At 67.5% G+C, this 13,339-nt stretch carries 14 protein-coding genes; 12 read left to right on the top strand and 2 right to left on the bottom strand.

The features are described from left to right. Positions 1-290: 290 nt before the first annotated feature. Positions 291-797, top strand: coding sequence for a hypothetical protein (locus AC1DIO_RS30525; RefSeq protein ID WP_476854552.1), 507 nt, complete (start codon positions 291-293; stop codon positions 795-797). A gap of 202 nt (positions 798-999) precedes the next feature. Here the strand turns inward: AC1DIO_RS30525 and AC1DIO_RS30520 are convergent, their stop codons facing one another. Then, a complete protein-coding gene (locus AC1DIO_RS30520) occupies positions 1,000-1,986 on the bottom strand; it encodes a 3'-5' exonuclease (protein ID WP_476854555.1) in 987 nt (328 codons plus the stop codon). Positions 1,987-2,359: 373 nt separating this feature from the next. Continuing rightward, the gene (locus AC1DIO_RS30515) at positions 2,360-3,118 is read right to left on the bottom strand and encodes a GntR family transcriptional regulator (protein WP_476854551.1); all 759 of its coding nucleotides are present in this window, start codon (positions 3,116-3,118) and stop codon (positions 2,360-2,362) included. Between the two features lie 130 nt (positions 3,119-3,248). Between AC1DIO_RS30515 and AC1DIO_RS30510 the strand changes: the two genes are divergently transcribed. Genes AC1DIO_RS30510 through AC1DIO_RS30460 form a run of 11 tightly spaced genes read left to right on the top strand, consistent with a single transcriptional unit; the run spans position 3,249 to position 13,240 of the window. Then, positions 3,249-4,832, top strand: coding sequence for an ABC transporter substrate-binding protein (locus tag AC1DIO_RS30510; RefSeq protein ID WP_476854550.1), 1,584 nt, complete (start codon positions 3,249-3,251; stop codon positions 4,830-4,832). 7 nt (positions 4,833-4,839) lie between these two features. Beyond that, positions 4,840-5,826 carry an ABC transporter permease gene (locus tag AC1DIO_RS30505; RefSeq protein ID WP_476854549.1) on the top strand — a complete coding sequence of 329 codons (987 nt, stop codon included), beginning with the start codon at positions 4,840-4,842 and terminating at the stop codon, positions 5,824-5,826. Beyond that, positions 5,823-6,854, top strand: a complete 1,032-nt coding sequence (locus AC1DIO_RS30500) for an ABC transporter permease (protein ID WP_476854548.1) — start codon at positions 5,823-5,825, stop codon at positions 6,852-6,854. Before AC1DIO_RS30505 ends, AC1DIO_RS30500 begins: the two co-directional genes overlap by 4 nt. A gap of 5 nt (positions 6,855-6,859) precedes the next feature. Beyond that, a complete protein-coding gene (locus tag AC1DIO_RS30495) occupies positions 6,860-7,045 on the top strand; it encodes a hypothetical protein (RefSeq protein ID WP_476854547.1) in 186 nt (61 codons plus the stop codon). Continuing rightward, the gene (locus AC1DIO_RS30490) at positions 7,042-7,737 is read left to right on the top strand and encodes an ABC transporter ATP-binding protein (RefSeq protein ID WP_476854546.1); all 696 of its coding nucleotides are present in this window, start codon (positions 7,042-7,044) and stop codon (positions 7,735-7,737) included. The genes AC1DIO_RS30495 and AC1DIO_RS30490 overlap by 4 nt, the downstream gene beginning before the upstream one ends. Beyond that, on the top strand, positions 7,734-8,522 hold the full coding sequence (locus tag AC1DIO_RS30485) for an ATP-binding cassette domain-containing protein (RefSeq protein ID WP_476854545.1): 789 nt from the start codon (positions 7,734-7,736) through the stop codon (positions 8,520-8,522). The genes AC1DIO_RS30490 and AC1DIO_RS30485 overlap by 4 nt, the downstream gene beginning before the upstream one ends. A 46-nt stretch (positions 8,523-8,568) precedes the next feature. After that, positions 8,569-10,062, top strand: coding sequence for an AMP-binding protein (locus AC1DIO_RS30480; protein ID WP_476854544.1), 1,494 nt, complete (start codon positions 8,569-8,571; stop codon positions 10,060-10,062). Next, positions 10,059-11,216 (top strand): acetyl-CoA acetyltransferase, encoded by a 1,158-nt coding sequence (locus AC1DIO_RS30475; protein WP_476854543.1) that lies wholly within the window; start codon positions 10,059-10,061, stop codon positions 11,214-11,216. The genes AC1DIO_RS30480 and AC1DIO_RS30475 overlap by 4 nt, the downstream gene beginning before the upstream one ends. Further along, the gene (locus AC1DIO_RS30470) at positions 11,209-11,601 is read left to right on the top strand and encodes a Zn-ribbon domain-containing OB-fold protein (RefSeq protein WP_476776416.1); all 393 of its coding nucleotides are present in this window, start codon (positions 11,209-11,211) and stop codon (positions 11,599-11,601) included. The genes AC1DIO_RS30475 and AC1DIO_RS30470 overlap by 8 nt, the downstream gene beginning before the upstream one ends. Further along, complete coding sequence (locus tag AC1DIO_RS30465; protein ID WP_476854542.1) at positions 11,598-12,497, top strand: SDR family NAD(P)-dependent oxidoreductase; 900 nt, start codon at positions 11,598-11,600, stop codon at positions 12,495-12,497. Before AC1DIO_RS30470 ends, AC1DIO_RS30465 begins: the two co-directional genes overlap by 4 nt. Next, positions 12,494-13,240, top strand: a complete 747-nt coding sequence (locus tag AC1DIO_RS30460) for a 3-hydroxyacyl-CoA dehydrogenase family protein (protein ID WP_476832598.1) — start codon at positions 12,494-12,496, stop codon at positions 13,238-13,240. Before AC1DIO_RS30465 ends, AC1DIO_RS30460 begins: the two co-directional genes overlap by 4 nt. The last annotated feature ends 99 nt before the right edge of the window (positions 13,241-13,339 follow it).

Here is a 13,339-nt window from a genome sequence, read left to right as displayed (position 1 = left end):
TCTCGTCTTGCGCGATGCCGCGGCCGAGTGGAAAATGCCCCCACGCGAATGGACCGAAGCCAAGTCCCAGTTCGCGATCATGTTCGAGGATCGCTTCATCACTCAATGAAGCTMAACCCGCCCCGGACACAAAAATTCAGACACTCCCCCGGCTAACGGTCGAGGTCACCACACCTGATGGTCCTACGCTGGCGTCAGTTGTCCGGCATGTGTTTGCTACCTGTCCGTCATTTCTAGACAAATGGTTCGGAATTGGGCCAGCCGCTAGTGTGTACGGTCAGGCCGCCTTCGTGGAACTGGGCGGCGGTCGGAACCTTGTCGCGCTCATGGCGGGAGGTCGACACGGAGACGGCGTCGATCATCCGAACTACGTTGCGTACTATGCAATGGAAAAGGCGGGTTTCATAAACAAGGACCTCCCTGCGCTCACGCCTCGTCTTCGTCATTGTGACTTCACCTTGAGCGCCGGCTCCACAACGCTGTCGCCTCAACTGATACCTACGCTTGTCACGATCACCGACCGCAGTGATCCTGCCTCGGTGCGCGCGGTCGAACCGACGAACGCCGGCTTTTCTGCGGCTTTCGGTCCGGGATACCGGTTGGAGCGCATCACTCTCGAGATGGTCCCGACCGGCATCTGGCCGCTCAACCTCGTCGGACTTTGGGGAGCGCCGGCGACCAAGGCTATCGAGAGTAAGGTTCCCTTACTTACGTCGCATCGCGCGGAGTTGCGCAACGTCATGCGAAACATGCCGCCCCGCTTCCAGACCGAATTCTGGCAGTTTGTAAGGGATTGAGTCACACTCTTTGCGACAATCACGCCAAGAGGATTCAGTCCGCCACGGATCGCCGGCCGACGCTGCCCACTCCTCTTGCAAATGTCCGGTTCCGGGCAAGGTGCCAACATCCGCTCCTGGCGCGAGGCCGTCTTGAGGCGGCGGCCCTTGCGGGCCGAGATCGGTGGCCGGTCGATCGTGCCGATCGGCTCGAACTCGCCAATCACGCACGAAATCGATCATGCGCCGTCAGCCGCACCGTCAGCGGCTCGGCGTCTGCCCAGCCATAGATGTCGGTGCGGAGATAACGGAGTTCCTCGTCATGGAGCTCTTCGTCGATTTCGATCCACCAGGCTCTGGGCCGTCCGTCGCTCCCATCCGACCATCGATAGCCTCGCCCCTTGAGGTGATCCTTCATGTCGAAGGGAGCATTTTCCGCGTAGATGCGGATTCTGCTGCGCGCGCTCGATCGCAACAGCTCGGAGAATGGTCGCGTTCCACTGGCTCCCACCGGTCTCGCCAGGACCTCCAGGAGGGCATTGCAGTCATCCGTTGCGCGGTGCCCCTCATGGAACAGCCCGGACTGACCGACGAGATATCCCAGCTTGTTGCCTTCAAAGCCTAAGTCGGCCCAGCTAATTTCCCTGACGGAGCAGGCCCAGGCTTTTGAGGCGAAGACTGGCGACAGCCGCTCGCAGAACGGGCGATCGAACGCAGCATTATGGGCGATGACGAGATCGGCAGGTTCGATGAAGGCATCGAGCGTCGCGATATCGATGGCGTGACCGGCGACCATCTCGTCGGTGATGCCGGTCAGCCGCGTAATTTCCGCGGGGATGGGCACCGATGGCTGGCGTAAGCCGCCGTAGATGCCAACGACATCCCCGATCGCTCCCTCGTCGTCATAGGTGAAACCAACGGCGCCGATTTCGATGATCTCGTCCCGCGCGTGCTGCAGGCCCGTCGTCTCCGTATCGACCAGCACCGCGAGGTTCGGGAAGGCGCTCTGCGCGCGCGGGACGATGGGGCGAGGCACGAGCTTTCGCAGCACCTTGAAGCGGCCAGTTTGCTCCAGCCTTCGGGCAGCCTCTTCATCAGCGCCGCCGGGCGACAGCGGCACGGTCTCGAGCCTGCGCTTTCTCGGTGCCGGTCGTGGCGTCTGCCGGTAGCCCGGTGCGTCATCGAACAGATCAAATTGGGAGGATGCCATCTTCATGCCGCGACTCTAGCCGTCTTCTTCGCCGCCGACTGCCCACCAGTCGTTCACCAGGATATAAAACCTGGTGACAGCGAGCCATCGGGCCTCGCAAGACCCGGTTCAATGTCCACCGCATTCGCTGATCGAACTGCGGCGCCACTCCGTGCGTATCTGGTCGCAGGCAAATCGATCTCTGGCACCAACATGGCGCCCGGCTGCTTCCTATCTCCTCTCGCCATGACAAGAGTGAGGCGAAGGCGTCGATCGCACGCCCGCTGCATTGCCCCAGCCTGAGAAGCAAAGGGACGCTCAGCGTACATCGAGCCTGCACAAGCCCCCCTGCTCTGCCCAGAACTTCAGGCTGCCCGCGCCCCTGAACGGACGGCTATCTCACGCGCCGCGGCCGTCCCGGCCGCTTCGTCCCCTCGCCTGGCAAGGCGCTCGCGATCGGCTTCACATGGGCCAGGTGGCGGGGCGAGTCGTTGCGGTAGTCCAGGATCTCGTCGAAACGGCTCATCAGGATTTCGGATGGCCGCAGGATCTGCTTGATGCGGATGTCGCGCGCGGCCTCGCCATCGCGCCGGCGCAGCGCTTCGACAAAGGCGAGCGAGGTTTCCACGGTGGGCGGAAACCCCTCGAACAGCGAGTAGAGACGGACGATCGGCCCGATCTGACGCCAGAGGCTCTGGATGATCGGCAATGTCGCCGGCCGCTGCGCGGCCTCGTAGAGCGTGAAGAAGATCTGCTTGTTCAGCACGAGGAAACGCTCGCTGCGGAAGACCCCGAGCTCGTTCATCTCGTCAATCGCGCGTGCCACGTCCCGGATGTTCTTATCTGTCAGATGCGCCACTGCGGCGGCCGTCACATCCCCTTCGAGCAGCGTGCGGACATGCGTGATCTCCGCGAATTCCGACTTCGTCGGGCGCCAGACGCGGACCCCCTTCTGCGGCTCGACAAGTAGGGCGCGTTCGGCGGCCAGGCGGCGCACGGCATCGCGCACCGGCATGATGCTGGTCCCGAACTGGGTTGCGAGATCGTTGATATTCAGCGCTTCGCCCGGCCAGAAGGCCCCTGTCATCAGCGCATCGCTCAGCTGGTCATAGACCAGATCCTGAAAGCTTGTCGCCGCCACCGGCTTGAACATGACCATCCCTTTCCGCGGGCCGATGCTGCCCGAGCGCTGCACGCATATCACGAACCGGGCCTCCGTCTTGACACCCCGCTTCGGCCCTAACTAATATCTTAGATATCAATATAACAAGAGGGGAAGGCGCATGAGTTCGTCATTGAGGCATTTCGCAGGATCAGCCGCGGTCGTCGCCGGCATTCTCGCTTCCATCTGCGTCGCACCGGCCAGCTTTGCGGCCGACAAGGCGACCATCCGCATCGGGGCCGACTATGACAGCCTGGACCCGGTCAAGACCGTGACGTCGGACGGCTATCAACTCGTCAACGTGCTTTATGACCGCCTTGTCGCGCTCGACGACAAGGGTGCGCCCGTGCCGGCGCTCGCCGAATCGTGGAGCGGCGACGCGAGCCGCACCGTCTTCAAGCTGCGCAAGGGCGTCACCTGTTCCGATGGCACCCCGCTGACCGCGACCGCGGCCGCCGCCGCGCTGACCCGCCTCGGTGCCAAGGAAACCAATGCGCCGATGGCCTATCGTACCGTCGGCATCGCCGGTTATTCCGCCACCGGGGACGACGCCGTTGGCACGGTGACGCTGACCATGACCGCCCCCTTCAGCGACCTGCTGATCGGGCTGGCGATGCCCTGGGCCTCGATCGTCTGCCCCTCCGGTCTGAAGGATACCGAAGCGCTCGGTTCGACACCGAGCGGCACAGGGCCCTACACGCTCGACAAGGCGGCCTCGGTCCGCGGTTCGCACTATGTGCTGAAGCTTCGCCCGGACCATGCCTGGGATTCAAGCGGAGCGACAGGAAAGGACCCGGGGCGGCCCGCGACGATCCAGGTGCGCGTGATCAACAACAACACGACGGCGGCCAATGAGCTGCAGTCCGGCACGATCGACGTCAGCCTTGTCACGGGCCGCGACATCAACCGGCTGAAGGCCGCGAAAGCGCTCGATTTCCTCGATGCCAAGCCCTTCGGCATGCAGTTCATGATGTTCCAGCATCGCGACGGCTATCCCACGGCCGACGTGCTGGTCCGCCGCGCCATCGCAACCGCCATCAATCGCGATCTCGCGACCCGCGCCGCCACGGCCGGCAACGGCCTGACGGCCACGAGCTATATCAGCCCGCTGGTCGCCTGCTACGAGCCCAGGACGGCGGATCTCCTGCCGAAGCCGGATGCCGAGGCGGCAAAGGCCCTGCTGAAACAGGCAGGCTATGCGCCGGGATCCGACGGGATCTTCGCCAAGGATGGCAAGAAGCTCAGGCTGCGCCTGATCGGCCAGCCCGGGCTGCAGGGCTCCGCTCCCGAATACATCCTCGAAGCGCTGCGCGCGATCGGCATCGAGGTCGAGCTGCGCAACATCACGCTTCAGGAGACCGCCTCGGTGATGAGCGGGGCCGATTGGGAGATCGGCGTCTTCCCCTTCGGCCCGCCGATGCCGAGCGCCAATACCGTCGTCCCCTTCGTGAGCGGCAAGGGCTCGAACCACGGCACGATCGAGAATGCCCGCTTCGCGGCGGCACAGGCCGCGGCGCTCGCCTCCTCCCCCGACAGCCCCGAACGCTGCGCCCGCTGGAGCGAGGCACAGCTCTCGCTGCTCGAGAACATGAACATCCTGCCGCTGTTTGGCGGCGTGAACACCTTCTTCTCGCGCAAGGGCGTCCGCTTCACCATCGGCGGACCGTTCGTGATGGATATCCGCTCGATCCGCGTCGGCAAGTGAGCGCAGCATGATGACGCGCGGCCGACCGCTCTCCAGGTTCCTGTTCGCCAGGTTACCGTTCGCCAGGTTCCTGCTCGGGAAGGCCGCGCAGATCGCCGCGATCCTCTTTGCCCTCGTGCTCCTGACCTTCCTGATGGTGAAGATGATCCCCGGCGACGCGGCCAGCCGCATCGCCGGGCCGGACGCCGACGCCGCCTATCTCAGCCAGCTGCGCAGCGACCTCGGGCTGGACCAGCCCTTCGCCGTGCAGCTCTGGAACTATGTGGCGGGGGTGKCGCGCGGTGATTTCGGCGTCTCGCTCGCCACGCGCCAGCCGGTGATCGAGCTCATCCGCGATCGTCTGCCCTATACCGCCGCGCTTGCCGGGCTCGCGCTCGCCTTCGTCGTGGTGGTCGGCTTCAGCTTCGGGCTGGCGGTCGCCATCGCGACGCGCGACGACCGCCAGCCCTGGCTCGACCATGGCTTCACCATCGTGACCGGTACGCTGGGCGCGATCCCGGAACTGCTGGCCGGCATCTTCCTCGGCTATGTCTTCGCCGTCTCGCTGGGCTGGCTTCCGATCTCGGGTGCCGCCGGCCCCGGCTCGGTCATCCTGCCCGCACTCGCGATCGGTCTGCGGCCGGCGCTGAATCTCGCCCGCGTCGTGCGGGTCGAGGCGCGGCGGACGCTGCGGGCCGATTTCATCCGCACCGCCCGCAGCAAGCGGCTGCCCGCCTGGCGCATCTATCTGCGCCATCTCGCGCCCAATGTGGTGACGGCGGCGCTCACCATTGCCGGCCTGGTCTTTCCCTTCCTGATCGGCGGCGCCGTGATCGTCGAGAACATCTTCGCCTGGCCGGGCCTGGGCACCGCCATCGTGCGGGCGGTCGTGACCGCGGATTACCCCGTCGTCCAGGCGATCGTCGTGCTGCTCGGCCTGCTCGTCCTCGTCACCAACATGATCGTCGACGTGCTTCTCGCCATCGCCGACCCGCGCAGCACGGTCCGCACATGACCGGACGGCTCACCCTCGCATCCCTGCTGGCCGGTATCGGGGCCATCCTCCTGCTCGCGACCGCGCTCGTCGCCCCGGCGCTGTTTGCCGACGTCGTCAGCCGGATGGATGTCGCCGCCGCCGGAACGGGCCCCTCAGCCGAACACTGGTTCGGCACCGACGATCTCGGGCGCGACGTCTTTGCCCGCACGCTCGCGGCAACGCAGCTCTCGCTCGGCCTGGCGCTGGCGGCAACGGCCATCCGCGTCGTGCTGGGCGTCGCGATCGGCATGTGGCTGTCGCTATCGGGCAGCCTCGCCCGGTCGATCGGCACGCGGATCATCGACACCGCCCTGTCCTTCCCCGCGATCCTCATCGCGATCGTGATCACCACGATCGTCGGCCCGAGTATCGAGGGCGCCGTGCTCGGCGTCGGCCTCGCCGGCGTGCCGACCTATGCGCGGCTCGGCTACACCATGTCCTCGGCCATCGTCGGGCGGGACTATGTCGCCGCCGCAAAAGCACTCGGCCTCGGCCGCATCGCGATCCTCTGGCGCCATGTCCTGCCGAATATCGCAGACACACTCGCCGTCAGCACCGCGACCTCGCTCGGGCTGGCGATCGTCGAGATCGCGTCGCTGAGCTTCCTCGGCCTCGGCGTCAACCCGCCGGCCGTCGACTGGGGCCGCATGCTGATCGAGGGCGCCGAAGCCATCTACGTGAACCCTGCCGCCGCGCTCGGACCGGCGGCGGCGATCGCCCTGTCCGGCCTGATCTTCAGCTATCTCGGCGAGGCGATCGCGCTTTGGATCCAGCCCATGCGCAGCCGCTCCCTGGCGTCCGGCAGCGGCATCGACAGCGCGGCTGGCGCGATCGCACCGCTGCGGCTCGCTGGCGGGGAGGATACGGTTCTGCTGGCCGAGAATCTGAGCGTCGCCTTTCCGACCGAGGGCTCCCAGACGATCGCGGCGGTTCGCAATGTAGGCTTGAGCATCGGGCGTGGCGAGACTGTCGGGCTCGTCGGGGAATCCGGCAGGGCAAGACGCTGACCGCCATGGCGCTGGCCGGGCTCACCGGCTATCCGGCCCGGGTCTCCTCCGACCGGATGCTCTTCACCGGCGAGGATCTGACGGCGATGAGCGGGGCTCTGCGCGAGCGTCTGCTCGGCACCGGGCTCGCCGTCGTCTTCCAGGATCCGAGCACCTCGCTGAATCCGGCTTGCGGATTCGCGAGCAGATGACGGAAGCCGTGCGCCATCATCGCGGCCTGTCTGAAGAGGAGGCCAGCGCGCTCGCGCTGGAACAGCTCGCGCTCGTCGGCATCACCGAGCCCGGCCGGCGGCTCGACCAGTATCCGCACGAATTCTCCGGCGGCATGCGGCAACGGGCGATGATCGCCATGGGGCTGATGATGCGCCCGTCCCTGATCGTGGCGGACGAACCCACGACCGCGCTCGACGTCACGGTCCAGGCCCAGATCCTCGCACGGCTGCGCGAAGCCAATGGCCGGGACGGCACCGCGATCCTGATGATCTCGCATGATCTGGCGGTGATCTCGCAGGTGTGCGACCGCGTGCTGGTGATGTATGGCGGCCGCATCGTCGAGAGCGGCCCGGTCGAGCAGGTCATCGGCGATCCCGCCCACCCCTATACGCGGGCCCTGATTGGCGCGATTCCCGATCTCGACACGCCGCGCGGACAACGCCTGGTCGAAATCCCGGGCCAGCCGCCGGTGATCGGCGCCTTCCCGCGCGGCTGCTCCTTCCAGGAGCGCTGCCCCGCCCGCCACGGCGCCTGCGCCGTCTCGGAACCGCCCCAGACGGAGATCGGATCAGGCCGCGTCGTCGCCTGCTGGCTGCATGCCGCGCCCGATGCCGAGCCCGACGCCAAGTCCGAGACCAAGTCCGATACCAAGTCAGAGGCTGTAGCATGACCGGCCTGTCCGCGACCGATATCCGCGTGCGCTTCGGGGCGATGCTGGCGCTCGACGGCGTCAGCATCGCGATCCCGCCCGGCGGCACGCTTGGGCTCGTCGGCGAGTCCGGCTCCGGCAAGTCGACGCTGGGGCGCGCGCTCCTGCGCCTCCACGATCTCACTGGGGGCCGGATCATGCTGGACGGCGAAGACGTGACGCGCGCGGCAGGGGCTCGCCTGAAGGCTTATCGCCATCAGGTCCAGATCGTCTTCCAGGACCCGTCCGCCTCGCTCGATCCGCGCATGACCATCGCACGCGCGGTCGAACAGGGCATGCGGCTGCGCGGCGAGCGCGACCCGAATGCACTGGGGCGCCTGCTCGACACGGTCGGTCTCTCCCGCACCGTCGCCTCGCGCCTGCCGCATGAATTATCCGGCGGCCAGCGCCAGCGCGTCGCGATCGCCCGTGCGCTCGCGGTGCGCCCATCGATCATCGTGCTCGACGAGGTCACCTCCGCGCTCGACGTCTCGGTCCAGGCGCTCGTGCTCAATCTGCTGCGCGATCTGCAGGCGGAACTGCGCCTGTCCTATCTGTTCATCTCGCACAACATGGCGGCCGTCAGGGCCATKAGCGACGAGGTCGCCGTGATGTATCGCGGCAAGCTCGTCGAACAGGGCCATGCCGACAGCTTCTTCGCCGCACCGTCGCACCCCTATTCGCGCAGCCTCCTCGAGGCCGTGCCGCGTCTCCGACACATGCGCGAGCCCCCCGCCTCCGCCCCCGGCCCTTTTGGCCCGGGCTGAAAATCGTTGCGCGTCCGCGTCTCCAGGCTTCCCGAGGATACCGATCATGTCTGCCGAAATCAGCTTTCCCGCCCGCCTCGCACAGCTTGCAGCCGAGGCGCCGGACATCGTGGCGATCACCTTCGTCGATCGTGACGGACAGGAGACGGACGTGACCCGGCGCGACCTGCACCTGCGCGCCACGCGCCTCGCCCGCGTGCTGGCGCAGCGCGGGGTCGGCCCGGACACCATGGTCGTGACCGGCATCCCCAACAGCATCGAGCACATCGCCATCGCGATTGCCGCCTGGCGCTGCGGCGCCTGCACGGTGGCCCAGAGCGCCCGTGCGCCCGAGCGCGAATTCGCCGAGACGCTTAAGCTTCTCGACGCAAGGTTCGTGATCGCCGACCGCGCCGGGGCCGATATGAGCCATGCGGAAATCCGCGCCGTCACCCTGGACGACAGCCGCGACGCAGAGCCGGTGCCGGACCGGATCGCTCATCCCGGCAAGGCGACCGCCTCGGGCGGGTCGACCGGCCGCCCAAAAATCATCGTCTATCCCCATCCCTGGGTCCGCGTGCCCGGCGAGATCGGCGACATCAGCCATATCGGCTTCCGCTCCGGGCAGATCCAGCTGGTCTGCGGGCCGCTCTATCACAACGCCCCCTTCACCTGGGCCCATTTCGGCCTGTTCGAAGGCCACCGGCTGATCCTGATGGAGCGCTTCGATGCCGCGCGCGTGGTCGATCTGATCGAGCACCATCGCTGCAGCTTCATGTTCTTCGCGCCGACGATGATGCAGCGCATCATCCGGCTGCCGGAGATCCAGTCGCGCGATCTCTCCAGCATCGGCTCGATCTTCATCACCGCGGCGATCTGCCCGGTCTGGCTGAAGCAGGCCTGGGTCGACCTGATCGGCGCCGAAAAGCTGCAGGAATCCTACGGCAGCAGCGAAGCCGTCGGTTACGCGCATATTTCCGGGCCGGAATGGCTTAGCCATCGCGGCAGCGTCGGCCGGGCCGGCGACGGCGACCTCAAGATCCTGGACGCCGAATTCAACGAGGTCCCGACCGGCGAGATCGGCGAGATCTTCTTCCGCCCGACCCATTATCCCCGGCCGACCTATGCCTATATCGGCTCGCCACCGGCCAAGACGACGCCGGACGGCTATACCAGCGTCGGCGACATGGGCCATGTCGACGCCGAGGGCTTCCTCTACATCGCCGACCGGCGCACCGATCTGATCATCAGCGGCGGCGTCAATGTCTATCCCGCCGAGGTCGAGGCCGTGCTGACCGAGCATGCCGCCGTCGGCGACGCCGCCGTGGTCGGCCTGCCCGATGCGGACTGGGGTCGGCGTGTCCACGCGATCGTGGAACCGGTCGACCCTTCCGGCACGATCGCGCTCGACGAACTCTACGCCTGGCTGCGCGAGCGCCTCTCCGCGGCGAAGATCCCCAAGACGATCGAGTTCACCTCCGCCTTGCCGCGCGACCAGTCCGGCAAGATCCGCCGCAGCGCCCTGATCGCGGCCCGTACCCCCGAAGGATTGAGCCAGTGACGCTGCKTCCCGTCTATATCGCCGGCGCGGCGGAGACGCCGCTGGGCGAGGTCCACGACCACAACGAACTCTCGATGATCGCGCTGGCCGCGGCCGAGGCCCTGGCGGAAGCCGGCCTGTCGATCCGCGACGTCGACGGCCTCTTCGTCAACTATATGGGCGAGGAAGGCTCGGTTCAGGTCGGGGAATATCTCGGCATCCAGCCGCGCTACGCCGATTCCACCGATTTCGGCGGCGCGGCCTTCGAAGCCCATGTCCACAAGGCGATCGCGGCCATCAATGCCGGGTTCTGCGAGGTGGCCCTGATCACCTATGCCTCGCGCCAGCGCAGTCGGCGCGCCCGCCATCGCGAGCCGCCTGCCGGCGGCATGGGCGTGCCGATGCTGCAGCAGCTCGAGGTTCCGACCGGGCTGCCGGCGCCGATCGGGCGCTATGCACTCTATGCAGCCCGGCACATGCACCTGTTCGGCACCACGCGCGAGCAGATGGCGGAAGTCGCCGTCGCCTCCCGGATGTGGGCGATGCGCAACCCCAAGGCCTGGAGCCGCAAGCCGCTGAGCATCGACCAGGTTCTGTCCTCGGCGCCGATCTGCGATCCGCTGACCCGTCTCGACTGCTGCCTCGTCACGGATGGCGGCGGGGCGATCGTGGTGACCACCGCAGAGCGTGCCCGCGACGCCGCCAAGAAGGCCGTGCGGGTCATCGGCGCAGCGCAGAGCCAGAACCACTGGCTGGTCTCCCAGATGCCGGATCTCGACCGGGAAGGCATGCCGGGGCGGCGCTGCGGGCCGGAAGCTTTCGCCATGGCCGGCATCCGACCGGCCGATGTCGACGTCTTCCAACCCTATGATTCCTTCACGATCAGCGTGCTGATCGCGCTCGAGGACCTCGGCTTCTGCAAGCCTGGAGAAGGCGGCGCCTTCGCGCAATCGGGCGCATTGCGCCCCGGCGGCTCCCTGCCCTCGATGACCTCGGGCGGCGGGCTCTCCTACAATCATCCCGGTGCGCTCGGCCTGATGCTGCTGATCGAGGCGGTCCGCCAGCTGCGAGGCGAGGCCGGCGAACGCCAGGTGCCCGACGCGCGCATCGGCGTGGCGCACGGCACCGGCGGCTTCCTGTCAACTGCGAGCACGGTGGTTCTGGCCCATGACTGATCACGCCTTCAAGGTCGAGGACCCCTTTCTCTGGCCGTTCTGGGAGGCAGCCAGCGAGAGGCGCCTCGCGGTCCAGCGCTGCCGCGGCTGCAGCCAGCATCAGTTCTACCCGCGGCCGTTCTGCCTCTCCTGCGAGGGCCGCGAGCTCGACTGGGTCGATGTCACTGGCGCGGGAGAAGTCTATTCGATCACCACCGTGCGGATTCCGGTCTCCGATCTCCTGCCGCCGCCCTATCAGGTCGCGCTGGTGACGCTCGATGCCGGGCCACGCCTGCTCGCGGGCATCGATGGCCCGGCCTGCAGCATCGGTGACCGGGTCAGGCTGGTCTGGCGCGAGCGCGAGGACGCGCCGCCCTTCCCCGCCTTCGAGAGGTTGACCTCGTGAGGCTGCGGGACCGCGTCGCCATCGTCACCGGGGCCGGGCGCGGACTTGGGCGGGCGCATGCGCTGGCGCTGGCCGCGCAGGGCGCCGCCGTGATCGTCAATGATCGTGGCGCCGCGCTCGACGGCGCAGGCCACGACGCCCGCCCGGCCGACGAGGTCGTCGCAACCATCCGCGCGCAGGGCGGGCAGGCCGTCTCCAGCGGGCATGACGTTGCCGACTGGGACGAGGCGGCGGCACTGGTMGCATTCGCCGTGTCGAGCTTCGGCCGGCTCGACGTGCTGGTCAACAATGCCGGAATCCTGCGCGACCGCACGCTCGCCAACATGTCGGAGGCCGAGTGGGACGCCGTGATCCGCGTTCATCTCAAGGGCCACGCCGCGCCGGCGCGCCATGCCCTCTCCTATTGGCGCGAGCAGCACAAGCGCGGCGAAGCGGTCTCCGCCAGCGTCGTCCACACCAGCTCGGCCTCCGCCTTCGCCGGCAATGTCGGGCAGGCGAACTATGCCAGCGCCAAGCTTGCCGTCGTMGCCCTGTCCTCGACGATTGCGCTGGAGGGCGCCCGCTACGGCGTCCGCTCCAACGTCGTCTCGCCTTCGGCGCGCACGCGCATCAGCGAAGCCACGATCGAGGATGCGCCCGCCGATGGCAGCTTCGACGTGATGGCGCCCGACAATGTCTCTCCCCTCATCGCCTGGCTGGCGGAAGCGGACTGCCCGGCCAATGCGCAGGTCTTCCACCTCATTGGGCGGGAGGTCCTGCTGATGGACATCGCGGCGGTGGCGCAACGCGTGCGCGCGCCGCGCCGCTGGTCGCCGGAGACCCTCGACGCGGCGCTGCGCGGACGGCTGCTGCCGCCGCGCGACATCACCACCTTCCTGAAGGAGCAATTGCTGTGAACGAACCCGTCAAATCCCCTCTCGTCGCCGTGATCGGGGCCGGCATCATGGGCACCGGCATCGCCCAGTCGCTCGCGCTCGCCGGCTGTCGCGTGCGCCTGAACGACGTCGCCGAGCAGCGCCTGCAGGCCTCGCTCGACAGGATCGAGCACGGTCGCTTCGGCCTGCGCCGCGGGGTCGAGCGCGGCAAGCTGACCGCCCAGGCGGCCGACGAAGCGCTCGCGCGCATCACCACGACGGTGTCGCTGGAGGAAGCCTGCGCCGGGATCGATCTCGCCATAGAGGCCGTGCCGGAAGACCTGACGCTGAAATGCGATGTCTTCCGCCGCCTCGACCAGGCCGCGCCGCCCGCCGCCATCCTGACCTCGAACGCGGCGGGACTGCCGATCACGGCCCTGGCCTGGGCGACCGGCCGGCCCGAGCACGTGCTCGGCTGGCACTGGGCCCAACCGGTGGCGGTGATCCGGCTGGCCGAGCTCGTCGCGCATCCGCGGACGGCGCAGGACGCGATCGACTATGTCAGCGCCCTGGCACGCCGCTGCGGCAAGAACCCGATCGTCGTCAAGGACCAGCCCGATAGCTGGGGCTATGTCGCCAACCGCATCAACCGTGCTGTTCGCATCGAAGCCCGGCGCGTGGTCGAGGAAGGCGTCGCGTCAGAGGACCAGGTCGACGAAATCATGCGCGACTGCTTCCGCTGGCCGATGGGACCATTCGAGATGCAGAGGCCCGGCTCGATGTGAGCTGAAGCCGCCCTGCGCCAGGTCTGGCCGCCTCTATGCAGGCGGCCACGTGGCCCTCGCGACTGGCCGGAGCCCGATCCCGGTGCCTGGCCGAGCGAT

It is taken from the genome of Allobosea sp. 05T439, from assembly GCF_056396005.1.
The sequence above is the reverse complement of the archived record's forward strand: the minus strand, read 5'-3'. Positions and strand labels throughout refer to the sequence as shown.

What these genes read in the sequence shown, in the direction of transcription:
- AC1DIO_RS30520 (WP_476854555.1), bottom strand. Translation starts at nt 1,986, where the DNA reads ATGGCATCCTCCCAATTTGATCTGTTCGATGACGCACCGGGCTACCGG.
- AC1DIO_RS30515 (WP_476854551.1), bottom strand. Translation starts at nt 3,118, where the DNA reads ATGTTCAAGCCGGTGGCGGCGACAAGCTTTCAGGATCTGGTCTATGAC.
- AC1DIO_RS30510 (WP_476854550.1), top strand. Translation starts at nt 3,249, where the DNA reads ATGAGTTCGTCATTGAGGCATTTCGCAGGATCAGCCGCGGTCGTCGCC.
- AC1DIO_RS30500 (WP_476854548.1), top strand. Translation starts at nt 5,823, where the DNA reads ATGACCGGACGGCTCACCCTCGCATCCCTGCTGGCCGGTATCGGGGCC.
- AC1DIO_RS30495 (WP_476854547.1), top strand. Translation starts at nt 6,860, where the DNA reads ATGGCGCTGGCCGGGCTCACCGGCTATCCGGCCCGGGTCTCCTCCGAC.
- AC1DIO_RS30490 (WP_476854546.1), top strand. Translation starts at nt 7,042, where the DNA reads ATGACGGAAGCCGTGCGCCATCATCGCGGCCTGTCTGAAGAGGAGGCC.
- AC1DIO_RS30480 (WP_476854544.1), top strand. Translation starts at nt 8,569, where the DNA reads ATGTCTGCCGAAATCAGCTTTCCCGCCCGCCTCGCACAGCTTGCAGCC.
- AC1DIO_RS30470 (WP_476776416.1), top strand. Translation starts at nt 11,209, where the DNA reads ATGACTGATCACGCCTTCAAGGTCGAGGACCCCTTTCTCTGGCCGTTC.